A 19,207-nucleotide genomic window follows, 5' to 3' on the forward strand; every position below is an offset into this window, starting at 1 on the left:
ATATTGCCAATAGACTAAGGATAATGTACGAGAGACCGCTCAACCGTCTTCCGAAGTTCGAACGGTTGTTTTTGACCATTGTTTTGTACCATGTTAATTACTGCTGCTGGACAAAATTCTTCCGGAGATAGAATCCACTATACCGTTTGGTTGAGGTTTGTTCGATGTACTATCCATCGTTATTGGGAGACTACCTCGACACCGCCGGAATATCTATGATCGGGTGCTCTGAGCGTGGTGGTTAGTCTGTGGTGGTTCGGTGGTCGTCGCGATCGGTGAGCGACCGGGAGCGGCGAGCGAGCACGTAAATTGAAGCACCTGCGAGGAGAGCGACAGTGAGGACAGCGAGGACAGCGGCGAGGAGAATGGTTGTGAGAAGGTGCGGAGCGCGAAGAGCGAGAACGAGAAGGATGATGACCGAGGCGGCGAGAGCGCCGAGTGAGAGATAGAGAGCACGTGTAGTGAAGTGAGCACGGCGGCGGTCGGCAAGAGCGTGGTGTCGGAGGTGTCGGTACTGTTTGGTCTGTATAGCGTCAATTCGGTTCGTGAGGCGATCGTCGGTGGTATCGATCCGGTGGTCAAGATCGTCGAGATCGTCGGTGAGTTGGGCAGGTGAGCGGGTTCCGCGGCCGTCCCAGTGATCGAGAACATCGCGGAGTGTGTCGGCTTCGACGCAGCGCTCGATAGCCTTCGGCGGGCGGGGGTAGCGATCATGCTCGGGCTGGTAATCGGGGACCTCGAGCACCGACCGCTGTGTCGAGCCGCCCCGAAGCCGGACGGTTAAGACGACCGCCAGCGAAACCGGCGTGTGAGCGACGACACGGGCCGAATGGAGGGACTGGAGGTGATCGAGTGCGAGCGCTGCCCCGAACTCTGTGAGTCACGCAGCCGGATCGTCAACGGGACGGGGCCCGACGACGCGGACCTGCTGTTCGTGGGCGAGGCACCGGGCGAACACGAGGACGACGGCGGCGAGCCGTTCGTCGGCCGGAGCGGAACCGTTCTCGACGAGGCGCTCCGCGAGCACGGCCTCGCACGCGACGCCGTCAGGATCACCAACTGCGTCCGGTGTCGCCCGCCGGACAACCGCGATCCTCACAAAGAGGAACTCACGAACTGTCGGGAGTACCTCGAACGTGAGATCGACACTGTGGACCCCGAGCTCGTGGTCACGCTCGGGAAGGTCCCCACCGAACACCTCCTCGAACGGGATGCCGCGGTCACGAAGGAGGCGGGCACCATCGAGGACGCGCGACTCGACGGCACCGCCCACCGCGTCCTGATCTGTGTCCACCCCGCGGCCACGCTGTACGATGGGAGCCAGCAGGAGACCTTCGAGACGGCGATCGCGACGGCCGCCGAGGTCGCCGGCGTGGCCGAGGGCGACGGGAGCGGCCAGTCGCGCCTCGACGGGTTCTGATTCACCCTCTCATCGAGTCACGGGGAACACGTCCGCGGGAAGTCCGTCGCGAACCCCGCTGGCAACGTCCTCGGGAGTCGTGAGATCGAACGACGACAGCGTGTGGACCGGCACGTCGGTCATCCGTTCGAGTTCCGCTTGATTCGTCCGCTCGGCGACGGTCTCGCTCGTGTACTCGTTCAGAACGACGGCGTGCGTTTCGACGCCGTGCGCCGCGAGCCCCTCGACCGTGAGCGCGGTGTGATTCAGTGTGCCGAGCCCGGAGCGGGCGACCACCACCGCAGGGAGTTCGAGATCGGCGACGAGATCGATCACTTCCCGATCGCCGGCGAGCGGCACCCGAACCCCGCCGACGCCTTCGAGCACCCCGACTTCGCTCGCGGCGAGCGCCCGCTCGCATCCCTCACGGATCGTCACATACGAGAGCTCCGTCCCGACCCGCTCGGCGGCGACGCGCGGCGCGAGCGGCGGTTCGAGCCGTTCGATGCAGGTCGCAGCATCGCCGGCCCTACACGCTTCGGCAACGAACCCCGCATCGTCGTCCGGCGGATAGCCGGTCTGGACCGGCTTGACCGCACGAGCATCGATACCCTCCTCGCGGAGCCAGGCGACGAGCCCGGCGGTCACGACCGTCTTTCCGACGCTCGTATCGGTCCCGACGACCGCGAACGCGTCCCCGCCGTGTGTTTCACTCATCGAGCACTCCCACGGCACGCCCTGCTTCGTGGAACGCCGCCAGGCACCGATCGATCTCGGCGTCGGTGTGGGTCGCCATCGGCGCGACCCGGATCCGACTCGTTCCCTCGGGCACCGTCGGCGGCCGGATCGCGGGCGCGACGATCCCGCGGTCGGTGAGCGCTTCCCCAAGTGCCACCGCATCGGCACGATCGCCGACGAGCACCGGGAGGATCTGAGTCTCGCCGAGCACGCGATATCCCATCCCTTCGAGTCCCTCGCGAAGGCGCTCGACGACCGTCCAGAGTCGTTCGCGACGATCGCCCTCACGAGCAACGGCGAGTGCCTCGCGTGCCGCACCCGCCGCCGGCGGCGCGAGTCCGGTCGAGAACACGAACGAGCGCGCGGCGTTCGCGAGGTGTTCGACGAGCGCCTCGTTTCCGGCGACGTACCCGCCCTGACTCGCCAGCGCCTTCGAGAGCGTCCCCATCTGGACCTGCACTCGATCTCCGAGTTCCTCGCGCCCGACGATTCCCGCGCCATCGGCGTAGAGTCCGGTAGCGTGAGCCTCGTCCGCCATCACCCACGCGCCGTGGCGCTCGGCGACGTCGCAGATCGCCGCGAGCGGGGCGACATCACCGTCCATGCTGAACACCGAGTCGGTCACGACGAGCCACGATTCGCCCGCGTCCGCCTGCTCGCGCCGTTCCGCCATCGCCGCGGCGAGCGCTTCGGCGTCCGCGTGATCGTAGACCACCGTCTCCGCGCGTGCGAGCCGACAGCCGTCCACGATGCTCGCGTGGTTCAGCTCGTCGGAGAAGATCACGTCGGGGGCGAGCGCGGCGATCGTACCGACGTTGGCGGCGTAGCCCGACGAGAAGACCAACGCGCGCTCGGTATCCTTCGTCCGGGCGAGGTCGCGTTCGAGCGCGCGGTGGATCGGTGTATTGCCGGTGACGAGCCGGCTCGCGCCCGCGCCGGTGCCGACCTCCTCGGCCGCCGTCGCGGCCGCCCGCTGGACTCGCTCGTCGTCCGCCAATCCGAGGTAGTTGTTCGACGCCAGGATCACCTGGTCTTCGCCCTCGAAGTTCGGGATTCCATCATCTGGATCGGCGACCACGCGAGCCCGCGCCGCGACCCGCTCGATCGGCGCGAGATCGCGCCGCAGGCCCCGTTGTTCGCGTGCCTTGAGGCGCTCTCGGAGGGCGAAGCTGTGTCCCGAATCCTCGTGGCCGCCCTCGACGAGCTCCGTCCGGCTCGCGTCGCGTTCTGCCATCAGAAGCCTGGCATCAGGTCGGCGGGGCCGAACACGCCGTACTCGCCCGCACGATTGCGCCGCACGCCCGCCTTCAGGTAGCCGAGCGCGGGGCCGTTGACGTTCGCCGCCATACTGGTCTCGTCGCCCAATTCGAAGGTGTTGGTCGCGCGCTCGCCGTCGAACGTCCGGCCAGTCACGTCGACGGTCGTGGTCGTGGGTTTCTCGTCGTTGCGCACGTCGAGCACCCCACCGACGGTCACGTCTTCGGCATCACAGATGCCCGCCCGCTCCAGCAACACGTCGTCGGCGTGTTCCATGTCCTCGAACTCGATGACGCCGTCGTGCTCGTCCACGATCGCCTCGATTTCGTCGTCCGAGAGGTCGCGCGCGCTCTCGATGTCGAAGCCAGGCAGGTGCGCGATGTCCTCCCGAACGGTCCCGCGATTGTCCTCGTAGCCCGACTTCAGCCCGACGCCCCAGTGGATGTCGACTGCCTCGACCTCGACGAACGACTGTGCGGCGAGCGCCGCCGCACCGGTCAGGAAGCCTGGCGTCGCGCCCGCACCGCAGACGAACGTGATTCCCGACTCCTCGAAGACGTCGGCGCGCTCGTCCAACAGCCCGATCACCCGCGAGCGCTTCAGGACATCGACGAGCACGCCCTCGTAGTCCGCATCGGCGAACTCCGCTGCAACCTCGGGGATGAAGTCGTGTTCTAAGCTCGGCAGCGCGATCAGTACCGCATCCACCGCGTCGCTCGCGGCGATGGTGTCCTCGATGGGCGTCTCTGTGGGTCGGGCTTGCGCCGACGCGACCACGCCCGCCTGCTCGCCGTGCTGTTTGACCGCCCCGCCGCCATCCGCCCGCGGCTCGCGGCTCCCGTCGGTCGCCGCTCGCCCGTCCGCGGCCTCCCGTCGGTCGGCCGCGCTCGCCACGTTCCCTTCCGTCGCGGCGAGGAGTTCGTCCACGTCGAGACCCTCGTGATCGACCGCGATGCCGTGGCGATCACACGCCGCCACGGGCGTCAGCCCCTGCTTGGCCTGCGAGACTTCGAGTGCTCGCCGCCCGATCCCGCCCGTGCCGAGTACTGCGAAGCTGATGTCGTCCATAGTGGTGTCTCCGTCCGCCATCGTCAGTCGTCACTCGCGTTGCTCGTGGCCGTCCCCGCCGCCGTCTCGATCGGCGGGTCCGACGGGTCGTCCCGTCCGCGCGCTTTCACCGCTGCCGGATCGAACTCGTTCGTCTCCATGTTCGGCTCCAGACCGGCGCGCTCGATCGTCTCGATGTCCGCACCGGGTGACTGGCCGGAAGTCGTGAGGTAATCGCCAGTGAGCACGCCGTCCGCACCCGCCTCGAAGGGCAGGTGTTGCTCGTCGTCCCGGAGGTTGACCTCGCGTCCGCCGGTCAATCTGACTCGTGCCTCGGGGTGGAGCAACCGGTAGACCGCGATCGTCTCGATCAACTCCGCCGTCGAGATGGCGGCGTGGTCGGCGTCGCCGAGCGGCGTGCCTTCGACCGGGTTCAGGACGTTCACCGGTAGCGAGGACACCCCGATCTCCTGCAACTCGATCGCGGCCTCGACTCGATCCGCGGGCGTCTCGCCCATCCCGAGGATCACGCCGGCACAGAGGTCCATCCCGGCCTCCTTGGCGACCCGCAGGGTGTGCAGCCGGTCCTCGAAGTCGTGCGTGGAGACGATCTCGTCGAAGTATCGCCGGGAGGTCTCGATGTTGTGATTGTAGTGGTTCAGCCCCTCTTCGACGAGGATCGCGGCCTCCTCTTCGGTGAGGAGGCCGAGCGAGGCGTCGGCCTCGACATCGGTCTCGTCGCGCACGAGCCGAATGGCCTCGATGACCTCTGCCCACTCCTCGGGGCGGCGCTCCTTCGAGACACCCTTCTCCGCGACCACGATCCCGAAGCGCTGTGCGCCGTCGCGTTCGGCACGCTTCGCAGCCGCGAGGATCTCTTGGGGGTCGAGGAAGCCGTAGGTGTCGATTCCCGTGTCGAAGTGGACTGACTGCGCACAGAACCCACAGTCCTCGGCACAGTCGCCCGCCTTCGCGTTCACGATCGAGCACGCGTCGACCGTGCCGTCGCCGAACGCCGCTCGGACGAAATCGGCGGCCGTCGCGAGCTCCTCGACCGGCTGAGCGAGGAGCGCGAGGCCGTCCGTCCGGTCGAGGCGCTCGCCGTCGAGCACGCGCCCCACCGCGCCGTCGATCGTCGCGTTTCCAGTCTCGTAAACCACAGAGAAGTCAACAGTTGACGGGATCATAGTCCTTGCGGGCGACGGCCGAATCCATGAGGCGACATCGCCGAGAGAAAGCGACTTAGCCCGTCCCGTGGTACGAAACGACATGAGCGAAGCGCAGACCCAGCGTACCGCGGCGGCGTCAGTGGTCGTGGTCGACTACGGTCTCGGCAACCTCCGGAGTGCGACCCGCGGCCTCGAACGCGCGGGGGCCACAGTCGAGATCACCGACGACCCTGCCGCGTTCGACGCGGCGGACGGGATCGTGCTGCCTGGCGTCGGCGCGTTCCGCGAGGGCGTCGAGAACGCCGGCCCCTACCGCGAGGCGCTGCTCGACGCCGCCGACGCGGGGACGCCGGTGTTCGGCATCTGTCTCGGGATGCAGATGCTCCTCACGACGAGCGAGGAGGCCGAACGCGCTGGCGAGGGCGACGTCGAGGGACTCGATCTGATCCCCGGCCGGAACGTCCGCTTTACCGGCGATCGGAAAGTCCCTCACATGGGCTGGAACGAGCTCACGGTCGAGCGCGATCACCCGCTCGTCGAGGGAGTAGATGGGGAGTACGCCTACTTCGTCCACTCCTACTACGCCGAGCCCGACGACGGAAACGCGGTCGTCGCCCGCACGGAGTACGGCGTCGACTTCCCGTCCGTCGTGGCCGACGACTCCGGGACCGTCTTCGGCACGCAGTTCCACCCCGAGAAGAGCGGCGAGACCGGGCTGCGGATCCTGCGGAACTTCGTCGATCTCTGTGCCGACTGAGCGATCCACGCCATCGATCCGCGGCCGCTGCTCAGGGGTTCCGAACTCCCTCGCATGCAGAAGAACCTTTGCGAATGCGCATCGACGGGCGGAGTATGGCAGAGAGCAGATCCGTCGTGATGGCCGCCCTCATCGCCAACGGCGCGATCGCCGTCATGAAGTTCATCGGGTTCCTCCTCACCGGGAGCGCGGCGATGCTATCCGAGACCTACCAGTCGGTTTCGGATACGGGCAATCAGATCTTTCTCCTCATCGGCATCCGCTACTCGAAACGGAGCGCCGACCGCACCCATCCCTTCGGCTACGGCAAGTCACAGTTCTTCTACAGCTTCCTCGTGTCGGTGCTGCTGTTCGGCGTCGCGGGGATCGCGAGCGTACGGAAGGGCTACGGAGCGATCACCGGCGAGAGCACCTTTCACGTCAGCAACGCCACGCTCCCGGTGATCGGCGTGACGCTCTCGGGTGCGGTGATCAGCTACATCGTTCTGTCGCTCGCGATCGTCTTCGAACTGTGGGCGCTCAAGAAGGCCTACGCCGGGATGCAGGCCCAGATCGACGAACACGACTGGAGCGGACTCCGCGAGGCGTTCCGGAAGACCAGCGACGTGACCACGCTGACGGCACTGATCGAGGACTCGCTCGCGCTCGCGGCGGCGGCGATCGGAATGGCCGGTATCTACCTGACCGAGCAGACGGGCAACGTGCTCTACGACGGGATCGCCGCCTTCGTGATCGGGCTGCTGCTGATGGGCTTTGCGGCTGCGCTCGCGTGGCAGAACAAGCGCCTGCTGCTCGGCGAGAGCCTCCCGGCCGACGAGGAGCGCCGCCTGCGCGACGTGATCGCCGACCACGACGGCGTGAGTGGAGTAGTCGACTTCCGGTCGGTCTACTTTGGCCCCGAGGAGATCATCGTGACTGCCGACGTCACCTTCGAATCCGGGTTCGACACCGGCGAGATCGACGACCGGATCACCGCCATCAAGAAGGCGATCAGGGAGGCCGAGCCCCAGGTGCGCAACACGTACATCGAACCCGAGGCGTAATCCCGTTTAGAACCACTTCCGTCGTGGGATACGACCCCCTTTCGACTGAACCCGCTCTAACACCAGCCACTAGGGCCGACGAGTTCGGGATCGTCTTCGGCACGCAGCTCCGTCCCGAGAAAGGCGACGAGACCGAACCGTAGATTTTGCGGAACTCCGTCGACTGAGCGACTCACGCCGTCGATCGACCGATCGCCGTCTTGGACTTCGAGTCGCTTCGTATGCAGAAGAACCTTTGCGGGTTCGCTTCCACGGACGGAGTATGGCTGGAAACAGGTCCGTCGTGATCGCCGCCCTGATCGCCAACGGCGCGATCGCGATTCTCAAGTTCGCTGGCTTTCTCCTCACCGGAAGCGCGGCGATGCTCTCGGAGACCTACCACTCGATCTCCGATACGGGCAATCAGATCTTCCTCCTCATCGGGATCCGGTACGGCGGCAAGGAGGCCAGCCGTGACCATCCCTTTGGCTACGGGAAGGCACAGTTCTTCTACAGCTTCCTCGTGAGCGTCCTCCTCTTCGGGATCGCGGGCTGGGAGAGCGCGAAACACGGCTACAACGCCATCGTGAACCCCCACGCCGCGGAGGTCGGCCAGGCGTCGCTCCCCGTAATCGGCTCCTTTCCCGGCGTTTGGGTCAACTACGTGGTGCTCGTCGGCGCGATCGTCTTCGAGAGCTACGCGCTCAAGAAGGCCAACGACGAAATGAGCCGCCAGATCGACGAACACGGCTGGAGCGGGTACCGCGAGGCCTTCCGGAAGACCAGCGACGTGACCACGCTGACCGCGCTGACCGAGGACACGATCGCCATGGCGGGTGCGGGGATCGCGCTGTTCGGGGTGTTTCTCAGCCGATACACCGGCAACCCGCTCTACGACGCGGTGGCTGCACTCCTGATCGGCCTCATGCTGATGGGGTTTGCGATCGCGCTCGCGTGGGAGAACAAGCGTCTGCTGCTCGGCGAGAGCCTGCCGGCCGACGAGGAACGCAAACTCCGCGAGGTGGTCGCTGGCTGGGATGGCGTCGAAGAAATCGTCGACTTCCGGACCGTCTACTTCGGCCCCGAGCAGCTCCTCGTGACTGCCGATGTCGCGCTCGACGCGGGCCTCGAAACCGAGGACATCGACGACTACATCTCCGAGATCGAGAACGCGCTGATGGAAACGCAACCGCAGATCCGGAAGGTCTACATCGAACCCGAGGTCTGATCGGGGATCGCGAACGCCGCCTTCGACCACTTCCGCCGCGCCACACGAACCCTTTTGACCGAACCCGCTCCAGTACTGGGTACTGTGGCCGTCGATCCGTCTCCCTCGCTGCGTTTCTTTCCGTACGACGCTCCCTACGAGAATCAGGCCGCGGCGATCGAACGCATCCACGACGCGCTCGGCGACGAACGCGACGTCCTCTTCGAGGGAGCCTGCGGCACGGGCAAGACCCTCTCGGCGCTGGTGCCCGCCCTCGAATTCGCCCGCGAGAACGACAAGACGGTGGTCATCACCACGAACGTCCACCAGCAGATGCGCCAGTTCGTCGCGGACGCCCGCGCGATCAACGACCACGAACCACTCAAGGCGACGGTATTCAAGGGCAAGGCCGCGATGTGTCACATCGACGTTGACTACGAGGAGTGCCAGGTGCTCCGCGATAGTACGAAAGACCTCGTCGACGCCGAAGAGGACCTCGCGGAGCTCGAATCCCGTGAAGACGACCTCCTCACGGCGAGCCAGGCGGGCGACGGCGACGCCGCCGAGGCCCGAAGCGCGGTGATGGACGAACTGGAGAGCGTCGAGAGCGAGGTCGACGACCTCCGCGGGGAATCGATCTGCGAGCACTACTACAACAACCTCACCGCCGACACCGACGCCTTCTACGCGTGGCTCGCGAGCGATGTCAGAACTCCCGAGGAGATCTACGAGTACGCCGAGCAGGAGTCGCTTTGCGGGTACGAACTCCTCAAGGAGGGGATGGAGGCGATGGATCTCGTGGTCTGCAACTATCACCACCTGCTCGACCCCACCATCCGCGAACAGTTCTTCCGGTGGCTCGGCCGCGATCCCGAGGACGTCATCGCCGTGTTCGACGAGGCCCACAACGTCGAGAGCGCGGCGCGCGAGCACGCGACTCGCACACTGACCGAGACCACACTCGACAGCGCGCTCGCTGAGCTCGACGACGCGGGCGATCCACGAGCGGACCAGGCGAAAAACGTCGTCGAGGCGTTCCGGCGCGCGCTCGTCACGACCTACGACGAACAGTTGGAATTCGGCGAGCGCGAGCGGATCGGCGAGGACTGGGAGGACCTCGCGATCGCCAACCCCGAGGGTCGCGACGATCTCACGCTCGCCTTTCTCGACGTCTACACCGGTCAGGGGATCGACGCCGACGTGGAGACCGGCCTCGCGCTCGGGGCGGCGCTCGACCGGGAGTACGACCGGGCGTACCGCAACGGCGAGACCCAGGTTCGAAAGGAGTGCCAGACGCTTCAGACGATGCGGTTCGTCGAGTCGTGGCTCGCCGATGGGAGTTCGGACGGTCGCCATCCCGTGGTTTCGGTGCGAGAGGGCCCGGAGGGCGTCTACGGTCGCGCGGAGTCGTTCGCGTCGATCCCGCGCGACGTGACCGAGCCGCTCTTTTCGAGCCTCCACGCGAGCGTGTTGATGAGCGCGACGCTCCGCCCGTTCGGCGTCCTCGAAGACGTGCTCGGCCTCGACGATCCGGGAACGATGGCGTACGGCCTGACCTTTCCCGAAGCGAACCGCCGAACGTTCGCTGTCGACACGCCAGCGCTGTTCGCGAGCGAGCGCGACGATCCCGCGGTCCAGGAGTCCGTCGCCAGCACGGTGGGCGACGCGATCCGCTTCACGCCAGGCAACAGCCTCCTCTTTTTCCCGAGTTACGCCGAGGCCGAGCGCTATCACGACCGAGTTGCTCCCGACACGGCGGCGACGACGTATCTCGACGAACCGGGCGAGTCGGTCGAGTCGCTGCGCGAGCGGTTCGCGGCGGACGGCAACGGCGCGCTGTTCACCTCGCTATGGGGCACGCTCACCGAGGGCGTGAGCTTCGACGGCGACGACGCCCACACCGTGCTCGTGGTCGGGGTGCCCTACCCCCACCTCGACGATCGGCTCGAAGCGGTCGAAGACGCCTATGACGCCGCGTTCGACGACGGGTGGCAGTACGCCGTCGAGATCCCCACGATCCGGAAGACGCGCCAGGCGCTCGGTCGGGTGCTGCGCTCGCCCGAGGAGATCGGCGTCCGCGCGCTGCTCGACGCCCGCTACACCCAGCGCGGCCACGAGGAAATGGGCAAGTACAGCGTCCGCGAGACCTTTCCCACCGAGGAACGCGCCGAACTCCTCGATGTCGCGCCGGAGAAGCTCAAATACGCGATGTTGAACTTCTACACTGACCACGACGCCTACGACGGTGACCCGCCGACGCCCTGATCGATAGCGTCTCGATCGTCGCATAATCCTGCGCTCTCGGCCGCAAGCCATTCGATCCGTTCCGGTAGCACCGACAGTTTTAAGTATGCGTGTAAAAGATGCTTTACTGTAAAGCAAGCTTTACGGAACGTTTGCTTTACACACCAACCATGACACGAACCGCGATATCGTCCGGGTCGAACCGACTCGCCAAACGAGACACGTATCGCCGTCTGCTGTGGGGATCCATCCTCGCCGGCGTCGTGGGGAGCCTCGCGCTCAGGTTCCTCGAGTATCCGCTCGTGGGCGAGGGTGTGTACTGGCTCGGGATCGTCGGGGCCGTCGCCGTTTGGCGCGGAACGTCGACGACGTTGTTCGACGAACGTGACGCCGCTATCGAACGCCGGGCGAGCCAACTCGCACTGTACGCGTCGGCCTTCGTGTTGGTCGCCGGCGCGTCGCTCATGCGGGTGTTGCCGAGGGTCTCCGAGTACACGGTAGCGCCGGTGATCCAAGGTTTCCTGTACGGGTACATGGCAGTGTTCGCCACGTTCGCGGCCGCCTTTCTCTGGGTTCGGTACCGATCGTGAAGAACGATCTCCGGCAGCGGCGGGAGATCGACGGGTCGAGTCAGGCCGACCTCGCGGCGGCGGTCGACGTCACCCGTCAGACCATCAACGCCATCGAACGTGATCGCTACGACCCGTCGATCGAACTGGCATTCAAACTCGCCGCCCACTTCGACTGTCGCATCGAAGATCTGTTCGAACCGGAACTGAACGGAACGGGGGCTGAACGCGATGGATGACCACTCGTGGATCCGTCGGTCGTGGTCCATCTGCCACAGCACAACGACGGACCCCACCCGCACTGCGACGAACTGAACACTTTTGTCGCCGCCGCGCGACCGCGTGACTATGGACTACCAAGCACTCGACGCCGGTCGCGAGTTCGTCGCCCGGCTCGATACCGGTGCGGACTGGCGAAGCGAGATCGAGGCGCTCGCTGCCGACGCCGGCGTGGACGCGGGCTTTTTCTTCGGGCTCGGTGCAGTACAGGACGCCGAACTCTACTTCTACGACCAAGATGAGAAAGAGTACGACGCGATCGAATTCGACGAACCGCTCGAAGTCGCGGCCTGCGTCGGCAACGTCTCGTGGCTCGACGGCGAGCGCTTCGCCCATACTCATGCAGTCTGCTCGCGCGAGGACGGCTCGACGGTCGCGGGCCACCTGAACGCTGGAACGGTGTTCGCCGGCGAAATATACCTCCGCGAGTTCGACGCCCACCTCGAACGCGAGCACGATCCGACGACTGACCTCGATCTCTGGCCGTTTTGATGAACGCCGACGACGAACGCTACTTCGAGCGGCTCGAATCCCAGCTCGACGAGGCGTTCGCGGTCGCCGAGACCGCACGCGAGAAGGGCGGCGATCCCACCCCTGAAATCGAGATCCCGGTGGCGAAGGACATGGCCGACCGGGTGGAGAACATCCTCGGGATCGAGGGCGTCGCCGACCGCGTCCGCGAACTCGAAGGCGAGATGAGCCGGGAGGAGGCCGCCCTCGAACTCGCTGCGGACTTCGCCGAGGGTCGTGTCGGCGACTACGAGACCGATGCCGGGAAGATCGAGGGTGCGGTCCGGACCGCGGTCGCGCTCCTCACCGAGGGCGTGGTCGCCGCGCCGATCGAGGGGATCGACCGGGTCGAACTCGCCACAAATCCCGATGGCACCGAGTTCGTCCGGGTGTTCTACGCCGGACCGATCCGCTCGGCCGGTGGGACCGCTCAGGCACTCTCGGTGCTCGTCGCGGACTACACCCGCGCGCTGCTCGGTCTCGCCGAATACGAGGCCCGCGAGGAGGAGGTCGAGCGCTACGCTGAGGAGGTCGACCTCTACGACGCCGAAACTGGCCTCCAGTACTCTCCGAAGGACGCCGAGACGAAGTTCATCGCCCGAAACTCACCGGTGATGCTCGACGGCGAGGCCACCGGCCAAGAGGAAGTCTCGGGCTTTCGCGACCTCGAACGCGTGGGGACGAACAACCCTCGCGGCGGGATGTGTCTCGTGCTCGCCGAGGGGATCGCCCAGAAAGCACCCAAGATCGAGCGCTACACCACCGACCTCGACGAGGTCGACTGGCCGTGGCTCGACGACCTGATCGCCGGCACCGTCGGGAAGACCGACGATGGCGACGACGCCGACGACTCGGATGCTGACGACGCCGAAAGCGAGACCGATGGAGCTGATGACAGCGACGAAACCGGCGACGAACCGGAGTCGGCTGCCGACGAGGATTCAGAACCCGACGGCCCGCTCAGGCCCGAGCCCTCGACGAAGTTCCTTCGGGACCTGATCGCCGGCCGGCCGGTGTTCGGCCACCCGAGCGAGGCCGGTGGGTTCCGACTGCGGTACGGCCGCGCGCGCAACCACGGCTTCGCGACCGCGGGGGTCCATCCGGCGACGATGCATCTCGTCGACGACTTCCTCGCGACCGGCACGCAGTTGAAGACCGAGCGTCCGGGCAAGGCCGCCGGCGTCGTTCCTGTCGACTCGATCGAGGGGCCAACTGTGAGACTGGCGAACGGCGATGTCCGCCGGATCGACGACCCAGAGACGGCGCTCGAACTCAGAAACGGGGTCGAGGCGATCCTCGATCTCGGCGAGTACCTCGTCAACTACGGGGAGTTCGTCGAGAACAACCACCCGCTCGCGCCCGCCTCGTACACCCACGAGTGGTGGGTTCAGGAGTTCGACGCCACCGATGCGAACGTCCAGGCACTCGCGGACTCGACGCGGACCGACCTCGAACACCCCACTCCCGAGGAAGCGATCGAGTGGGCGATCGAATACGATGCGCCGCTCCATCCCGAGTACACCTACTGCTGGCACGATCTCTCGGTCGAGTCGTTCGAAACGCTCGCCGACGCGGTCGCGGCGGGCGAACTCGTCGAGGGCGAGCTGGCGCTCGAACCCGCTCCCGAGGTCCGTGACGCGCTCGAAGCGTTGCTCGTTCCGCACAACCAGGCCGCGGACGCGCTCCGAATCGCCGAATTCCGGGCGCTCGTCCGATCGCTCGGGTTCGACGAGAACTGCGATCGGACGTGGAGGTCTCTTTCGACGGACGCACGCGCGTGGCCGAACGCGATGAAGGCGGCCCGCGAGGTCGCGCCGTTCGCCCTCCGCGAGCGCGCTCCCACCCGGATCGGCGGCCGGATGGGGAGGCCGGAAAAATCCGAACAGCGCGAACTCTCGCCGGCGGTCCACACCCTGTTCCCGATCGGCGAGGCCGGCGGCAACCAGCGCGACGTGAGCGAGGCCGCCGAGCACGTCCACGACGACGTCGGGGAGCGCGGTGTCGTCCCGGTCCAGGTCGGCCGACGTGAGTGCACAGAGTGCGGCGAACGGAGCTACGAGACGCGGTGCCCAGACTGCGGCGGCGTCACCGAGCCACGCTACGAGTGTCGTGACTGCGAGATCGCGGTCGAACCTGACGAGTCGGGGCGGGCCGAGTGCCCGCGCTGCGGCAGCGAGGCCACCCCGACCGAGTGGCGCACGATCGACATCCGCGAGGAGTTCCACGACGCGCTCGACGCGGTCGGCGAGCGCGAGAGCGCCTTCGACATGGTGAAAGGCGTGAAGGGGTTGACCTCGAAGCTCAAGACGCCCGAACCGATGGAGAAAGGCGTCCTGCGCGCGAAACACGGCGTCTCGTCGTTCAAGGATGGCACGGTCAGGTACGACATGACCGATCTGCCCGTCACGAGCGTCCGTCCCGCCGAACTCGACGTCTCGGTCGATCAGTTCCGCGAGCTCGGCTACCACGAGGACATCGACGGCGAGCCGCTCCGCCACGCCGATCAGTTGGTCGAGCTCCGGGTTCAGGACATCGTGCTCTCGAACGGTGCGGCCGAGCACCTCCTCCGGACGGCGGATTTCGTCGACGACCTCCTCGAACGGTACTACGGTCTCGATACCTTCTACGACTTCGACGACCGTGACGACCTCGTGGGCGAGCTCGTCTTCGGGATGGCTCCTCACACCTCGGCGGCGGTCGTTGGGCGGGTTGTGGGCTTCACGAGTGCCGCCGTCGGATACGCTCATCCGTACTTTCACGCCTCGAAACGCCGTAATTGTGATGGAGATGAAGACTGTGTGATGCTTTTGATGGATGGGCTGTTGAACTTCTCGAAGGAGTACCTCCCGGACAAGCGGGGCGGGCGGATGGACGCTCCGCTGGTGATGTCCTCGCGGATCGATCCCGCCGAGATCGACGACGAGGCCCACAACATGGACGTCGTCGAGTCCTACCCGAAGGAGTTCTACGAGGCGACCCTCGACATGGCCGATCCGGGGAGCGTGGACATCGAGATCGCCGAGGAAAGCGTCGGGACCGAGGACGAGTATTCCGGCTTCCGCCACACCCACGACACGTCAAATCTCGCGCTCGGCCCCTCCTTGTCGGCGTACAAAACGCTCGGCGCGATGACCGAGAAGATGGACGCTCAGCTCGAACTCGCCAGGAAGCTCCGCGCTGTGGACGAGACCGACGTGGCCGAACGCATCATCGAGTACCACTTCCTCCCCGACCTCATCGGCAACCTCAGAGCCTTCTCGCGCCAGGAGACGCGATGTCTCGACTGCGGCACCAAGTACCGCCGGATGCCGCTCACGGGCGAGTGCCGCGAGTGTGGCGGCGGCGTGAACTTGACCGTGCACGAGGGCTCGGTGGAGAAGTACATCGACACCGCCACCCGGGTCGCCGAGGAGTACGGCACCCGCGACTACACCAAACAGCGCCTCGAAGTGCTCGATCGCACCCTCGAAAGCGTGTTCGAGAACGATAAAAACAAACAGTCAGGAATTGCCGATTTCATGTAACAACTCCCGCCGGATTCGAGCCACACAGCATGGTTTTAGACATGGCCGTGTTGCAACTGCTCTGACCGACCGGCAGCAGACAGTATCTTGAAACCAAGCCGGTGTCTTATGATGATCTGAGATGGACCGTCGCCAGTATCTTAGAAGCGCAATAGCGCTCTCGGTCCCCCTGGCATCAGGTTGCACCTCCAACTTGCCGTTCAGTTCGTCTGGGAGAGCAAAACTCGGCGACATCAATGCCATTAATTACGACACCAAACCACACACTCTTCATGTCCTGGTTCAGGAGAACAACGAACCAACTCACTGGTCTTCACACCACCTAAAACCCGTAGAAAGGGAAGGTACGCTTGTATCTCTGAAGAACACATGGGGAGACAACGATCGACAGGACACGCTATATGCCCGACGTGACATGAATGGTTATTGGAAGAAAACGACCCTCTCCAATCTCCCAGAAGGGGCCACCTTCGATTTCGATATTGGAATCCAGACGGACAAGGAGATCACATTCTCCATGTCGCCGGTTAATGAGACGAAAAAAGGTTAGTGCCTACTCGATGACGAGCTGATGTATCCATACTTTCGTTCGTGTTTGACGAGCGCTGTCGACCATGGTTGGTCTCACTCTATATGGAACACTCGGTGGAACTTATATTCACGCGACGCGAACCACCGCCATGAGCCAGGAACCTCCCGACGTCGCGGTCGGGGCGACCGTCTACACCGAAGAAGGGGAAGAACTCGGCACCGTCCGCGGGTTCGACACGGACGGCTTCTTCGTCACGACTCGCGAGGGCGTCGCGTCGCTCTCGGTCGAACACGAGCGCGCGGGCCACGCGCTCGGCGAGGCGGAGCTGATGTGGCGGTGTAGCGACTGCGGCGAGATGGGCGAACTCGCCGACGACATCCCCGACGCCTGCCCGAACTGCGACGCGCCGAAGGAGTACCTCTACTACTGGACCGAGGACTAGCCCCACCGAATGGAGATCGTCGTCTTCGGTGCCGGGAGCCTCGGCAGTCTCGTCGGCGGCCTGTGCGCTCGCGAGCACCGCGTAACCCTCGTCGGGCGCGATCCCCACATCCAGACAGTCCGCGAGGCGGGCCTTCACGTCGGCGGTGCGTTCGATCTCGCCGTTCATCCGGCCGCACGAACCGATCCGCCTCCGTCTGCCGACCTCGCGCTGGTGACTGTCAAGGCGTTCGATACGGCTGACGCCGGCCGCACGCTCGCCGACCGTGATCTCGACGCCGTCTGCTCGCTCCAGAACGGCCTCGGCAATGAGGAAGCTCTCGCCACGCACCTCGACGGGGTTCTCGCGGGCACCTGTACCTACGGCGCGCGGTTCGTCGAACCGGGTCACGTCGAGTGCACCGGGATCGGCGAGATCGCGCTCGGCGCACCCGACGGCGGCAACTCGGCCCGTGCCGAGCGGGTCGGCCGCGCGCTCCGAGTGGCGGGCATCGAGACGGTCGTCGCCGACGACATGCCTCGACGGCTCTGGAAGAAACTCGCGATCAACGCGGGCATCAACCCCACGACCGCGCTCGCCCGGGTCGAAAACGGTGCACTCCGCGACGATACACTCTCCGGCATCGCTCGCGAAGCCGCCCGCGAGACCGCTCGCGTCGCGCGCGAGCAGGGGATCGATCTCGGAGATGACGAAGCCGTCGCGGCGCTCGAAGCTGTCGTCGAGACCACGGCCGAGAACACCTCCTCGATGCTGCAGGACGTGCGTGCGGGCCGGCGAACGGAGATCGACGCGATCAGCGGGGCCGTCGTCGACCGCGCCAGTGGTCCCGTTCCGGTGAACCGGACGCTTGCCGGCCTGGTCGGCGCGTGGGAAGCCGGCGATCGGTAACTCCGCTCGCCTCTCTCCTGTTCACTCGATGTAACCGAGGTCTTCGAGGCGCTGTTTCGCGTCGTCGCCCATCCCCGAGAGCACCGCGTCGTCCTCGACGTCGGTCCACGCCTCGCGGTCGGTCTCGAACTCACGGAGGGCGGTTTCGAGCGCCTCGATCACGGGATCGTCGGCCCCGAGCACGTTCTCGGTCTCGCCGGGGTCCTCGTCGAGCCGGTAGGCCTCGTCGGTGATCCGCTCGTTGTGGATGTACTTGCCCGCGGGTCGGCGGGCCGCCCGCATGCGGGAGTAGTATCGTGAATCCTTCGGGAGGTCGATCCCCGCATCGCTCGCCTTTCCTTCGAGCTGGTTGAGTTCGACTACCGGCCGGTAGTACTCCACGAACGCGTTCGGCTCGTCGCGGAACCCCTCACCGAGCAGCGACCGCTCGGGATCGAGTGGGACGCCCCGCCCGTCGACGCCGGCGTGATCGAGCACGGTGTGATAGCAGTCGACGAGTTCGACCTGCTCGTCGTACCGGCCCGGGTCGAGATCGGGGTGTTTGACCATCAACGGGACGTTCACGATCGGGTCGTACACGCCGAACTCGTGGCCGTAGAGGTCGTGTTCGCCGTGAAGCTCGCCGTGGTCCGCACAGACGATCACGAGGGTGTCCTCCCACTCGCCGTTCGCCCGCATCCAGCGGAACAGCCGGCCGAGCTGGTCGTCGACGTGGTGAATCTCGGCATCGTACAGTCCCCGGATCGCCTCCCACTCGTCGTCGTCGATGTCGCGTGCGCCGGCGTTGTACTCCTTCGAGTTCTGGCACACAGCAGTCGAATCGACGCCGGGCGCGAACTCCTCGCGGTGTTCGTCTGGCGGGTGGTAGGGAAGGTGGGCGTCCATCAGATTGATGAACGAAAAGTACGGCTCGTCGGTCCCGTCGATGAACTCGATGGTGCGATCGATCACCGCGGGCGTCTTCGAGTCCGCGCCGCCGCCGCTCGCGAGGTGTTCGTGGATCGCGTTGCCGACGCCGACGAGCCAGTCCGCGACCTGCCGGAGGCGCTCGCTGTCGTTCATCGTCTTCCACGCCCGCGCGAGCGGTCCCGAGAGGAACTCGCCGGGCATCACCTCGAAGAAGTTGTCTTGACTACTGAACCCGTCGGTGAGGTGGGTGTAGGGGGTGATCCACGCGTTCGAGGAGTAACACGCGCTCGCGTGGGTCGGGGAGAGCGACTCGGCGAGCGTGGTGGCGTCCTCGAGATACGGGTTCTCCTGGGTCGCGCCGTGATCGCCCGGATACAGCCCCGTGAACATCGAGGCGTGGACGGGGAGGGTCCACGGCGCGGGCGCGACCGCCTCCTCGAAGACGGCGGCCTCCGCCGCGAACCGTTCGAGCCCGGGCGTCGTCTCGCGGTCGTAGCCATAGCAGGAGAGGTGGTCCTTTCGGACTGTGTCCATGACGACGAACAGGACGTTCCGGTTCGACGCGCGATCGCTCATACATACCCGTCGCCGTCCCCGCGCATAAATACACGCCGTTCGCGCGCCGTCATCGGATGAGCGCGAGCGGTGTCACCGTGTCAACTACCTGCCGATCCTCTCTCCCGAGGACGACGCGGCACCCGCAAACACGGGGCT

Annotated in this window: 18 protein-coding genes; 12 read left to right on the forward strand and 6 right to left on the reverse strand. The window is 65.8% G+C overall.

Features of this window, described 5'->3' with window-relative positions:
• Positions 1–241: 241 nt before the first annotated feature.
• Positions 242–745 (reverse strand): hypothetical protein, encoded by a 504-nt coding sequence (locus TX76_RS08460; protein ID WP_049901556.1) that lies wholly within the window; start codon positions 743–745, stop codon positions 242–244.
• Positions 746–829: 84 nt separating this feature from the next.
• Here TX76_RS08460 and TX76_RS08465 point away from each other — a divergent pair, with 84 nt between their 5' ends.
• Entirely contained in the window at positions 830–1,420 is a 591-nt protein-coding gene (locus tag TX76_RS08465) for a uracil-DNA glycosylase (RefSeq protein WP_049901858.1), read from the forward strand.
• Positions 1,421–1,429: 9 nt separating this feature from the next.
• On the opposite strand, the gene bioD is transcribed toward TX76_RS08465, so the two are convergent.
• From bioD to bioB, 4 genes are read right to left on the reverse strand one after another with little or no spacing between them, the layout of a single operon-like run.
• Positions 1,430–2,116: a dethiobiotin synthase gene (gene bioD / locus TX76_RS08470; protein ID WP_049901558.1), complete on the reverse strand. Its 687-nt coding sequence runs from the start codon at positions 2,114–2,116 to the stop codon at positions 1,430–1,432.
• Complete coding sequence (locus TX76_RS08475; protein WP_049901560.1) at positions 2,109–3,371, reverse strand: aminotransferase class I/II-fold pyridoxal phosphate-dependent enzyme; 1,263 nt, start codon at positions 3,369–3,371, stop codon at positions 2,109–2,111. Before TX76_RS08475 ends, bioD begins: the two co-directional genes overlap by 8 nt.
• Positions 3,371–4,462: a saccharopine dehydrogenase family protein gene (locus TX76_RS08480; RefSeq protein WP_049901562.1), complete on the reverse strand. Its 1,092-nt coding sequence runs from the start codon at positions 4,460–4,462 to the stop codon at positions 3,371–3,373. The genes TX76_RS08475 and TX76_RS08480 overlap by 1 nt, the downstream gene beginning before the upstream one ends.
• 23 nt (positions 4,463–4,485) lie before the next feature.
• Positions 4,486–5,601, reverse strand: a complete 1,116-nt coding sequence (bioB, locus tag TX76_RS08485) for a biotin synthase BioB (RefSeq protein ID WP_049901564.1) — start codon at positions 5,599–5,601, stop codon at positions 4,486–4,488.
• Positions 5,602–5,710: 109 nt separating this feature from the next.
• Between bioB and hisH the strand changes: the two genes are divergently transcribed.
• From hisH to TX76_RS08535, 11 genes are all read left to right on the forward strand, one after another.
• Positions 5,711–6,367: an imidazole glycerol phosphate synthase subunit HisH gene (hisH, locus tag TX76_RS08490; protein WP_049901566.1), complete on the forward strand. Its 657-nt coding sequence runs from the start codon at positions 5,711–5,713 to the stop codon at positions 6,365–6,367.
• A 95-nt stretch (positions 6,368–6,462) separates the two neighbouring features.
• Positions 6,463–7,410 carry a cation diffusion facilitator family transporter gene (locus TX76_RS08495; protein WP_049901861.1) on the forward strand — a complete coding sequence of 316 codons (948 nt, stop codon included), beginning with the start codon at positions 6,463–6,465 and terminating at the stop codon, positions 7,408–7,410.
• A gap of 262 nt (positions 7,411–7,672) precedes the next feature.
• A complete protein-coding gene (locus tag TX76_RS08500; protein WP_049901567.1) occupies positions 7,673–8,617 on the forward strand; it encodes a cation diffusion facilitator family transporter in 945 nt (314 codons plus the stop codon).
• An 84-nt stretch (positions 8,618–8,701) separates the two neighbouring features.
• Entirely contained in the window at positions 8,702–10,861 is a 2,160-nt protein-coding gene (locus TX76_RS08505) for an ATP-dependent DNA helicase (protein ID WP_049901570.1), read from the forward strand.
• Between the two features lie 149 nt (positions 10,862–11,010).
• Positions 11,011–11,430 (forward strand): hypothetical protein, encoded by a 420-nt coding sequence (locus TX76_RS08510; protein ID WP_049901572.1) that lies wholly within the window; start codon positions 11,011–11,013, stop codon positions 11,428–11,430.
• Complete coding sequence (locus TX76_RS08515) at positions 11,427–11,648, forward strand: helix-turn-helix transcriptional regulator (protein ID WP_049901574.1); 222 nt, start codon at positions 11,427–11,429, stop codon at positions 11,646–11,648. Before TX76_RS08510 ends, TX76_RS08515 begins: the two co-directional genes overlap by 4 nt.
• A 109-nt stretch (positions 11,649–11,757) precedes the next feature.
• Positions 11,758–12,180, forward strand: coding sequence for a PPC domain-containing DNA-binding protein (locus tag TX76_RS08520; protein ID WP_049901576.1), 423 nt, complete (start codon positions 11,758–11,760; stop codon positions 12,178–12,180).
• Positions 12,180–15,722 carry a DNA polymerase II large subunit gene (locus tag TX76_RS08525; protein WP_049901579.1) on the forward strand — a complete coding sequence of 1,181 codons (3,543 nt, stop codon included), beginning with the start codon at positions 12,180–12,182 and terminating at the stop codon, positions 15,720–15,722. The genes TX76_RS08520 and TX76_RS08525 overlap by 1 nt, the downstream gene beginning before the upstream one ends.
• 121 nt (positions 15,723–15,843) lie before the next feature.
• A complete protein-coding gene (locus tag TX76_RS17575; RefSeq protein WP_154019042.1) occupies positions 15,844–16,272 on the forward strand; it encodes a hypothetical protein in 429 nt (142 codons plus the stop codon).
• A gap of 130 nt (positions 16,273–16,402) precedes the next feature.
• The gene (locus tag TX76_RS08530; RefSeq protein WP_049901581.1) at positions 16,403–16,696 is read left to right on the forward strand and encodes a DUF7130 family rubredoxin-like protein; all 294 of its coding nucleotides are present in this window, start codon (positions 16,403–16,405) and stop codon (positions 16,694–16,696) included.
• A gap of 9 nt (positions 16,697–16,705) precedes the next feature.
• Positions 16,706–17,584, forward strand: a complete 879-nt coding sequence (locus TX76_RS08535; RefSeq protein ID WP_049901584.1) for a ketopantoate reductase family protein — start codon at positions 16,706–16,708, stop codon at positions 17,582–17,584.
• A gap of 21 nt (positions 17,585–17,605) precedes the next feature.
• Here TX76_RS08535 and TX76_RS08540 read toward each other — a convergent pair whose 3' ends face one another.
• Entirely contained in the window at positions 17,606–19,069 is a 1,464-nt protein-coding gene (locus TX76_RS08540) for a sulfatase-like hydrolase/transferase (protein WP_049901586.1), read from the reverse strand.
• Between the last annotated feature and the right edge of the window lie 138 nt (positions 19,070–19,207).

Origin of the sequence: Halococcus agarilyticus, from assembly GCF_000334895.1 — an archaeon.
Taxonomy (GTDB): Archaea; Halobacteriota; Halobacteria; order Halobacteriales; family Halococcaceae; genus Halococcus; species Halococcus agarilyticus.

Coding starts and splice junctions, on each gene's coding strand:
- TX76_RS08520 (WP_049901576.1), top strand. CDS start 11,758: ATGGACTACCAAGCACTCGACGCCGGTCGCGAGTTCGTCGCCCGGCTC.
- TX76_RS17575 (WP_154019042.1), top strand. CDS start 15,844: ATGGACCGTCGCCAGTATCTTAGAAGCGCAATAGCGCTCTCGGTCCCC.
- TX76_RS08495 (WP_049901861.1), top strand. CDS start 6,463: ATGGCAGAGAGCAGATCCGTCGTGATGGCCGCCCTCATCGCCAACGGC.
- TX76_RS08475 (WP_049901560.1), bottom strand. CDS start 3,371: ATGGCAGAACGCGACGCGAGCCGGACGGAGCTCGTCGAGGGCGGCCAC.
- TX76_RS08465 (WP_049901858.1), top strand. CDS start 830: ATGGAGGGACTGGAGGTGATCGAGTGCGAGCGCTGCCCCGAACTCTGT.
- TX76_RS08500 (WP_049901567.1), top strand. CDS start 7,673: ATGGCTGGAAACAGGTCCGTCGTGATCGCCGCCCTGATCGCCAACGGC.
- TX76_RS08480 (WP_049901562.1), bottom strand. CDS start 4,462: ATGGACGACATCAGCTTCGCAGTACTCGGCACGGGCGGGATCGGGCGG.
- TX76_RS08530 (WP_049901581.1), top strand. CDS start 16,403: ATGAGCCAGGAACCTCCCGACGTCGCGGTCGGGGCGACCGTCTACACC.
- TX76_RS08540 (WP_049901586.1), bottom strand. CDS start 19,069: ATGAGCGATCGCGCGTCGAACCGGAACGTCCTGTTCGTCGTCATGGAC.
- bioD (WP_049901558.1), bottom strand. CDS start 2,116: ATGAGTGAAACACACGGCGGGGACGCGTTCGCGGTCGTCGGGACCGAT.
- TX76_RS08510 (WP_049901572.1), top strand. CDS start 11,011: ATGACACGAACCGCGATATCGTCCGGGTCGAACCGACTCGCCAAACGA.
- hisH (WP_049901566.1), top strand. CDS start 5,711: ATGAGCGAAGCGCAGACCCAGCGTACCGCGGCGGCGTCAGTGGTCGTG.
- TX76_RS08525 (WP_049901579.1), top strand. CDS start 12,180: ATGAACGCCGACGACGAACGCTACTTCGAGCGGCTCGAATCCCAGCTC.
- TX76_RS08535 (WP_049901584.1), top strand. CDS start 16,706: ATGGAGATCGTCGTCTTCGGTGCCGGGAGCCTCGGCAGTCTCGTCGGC.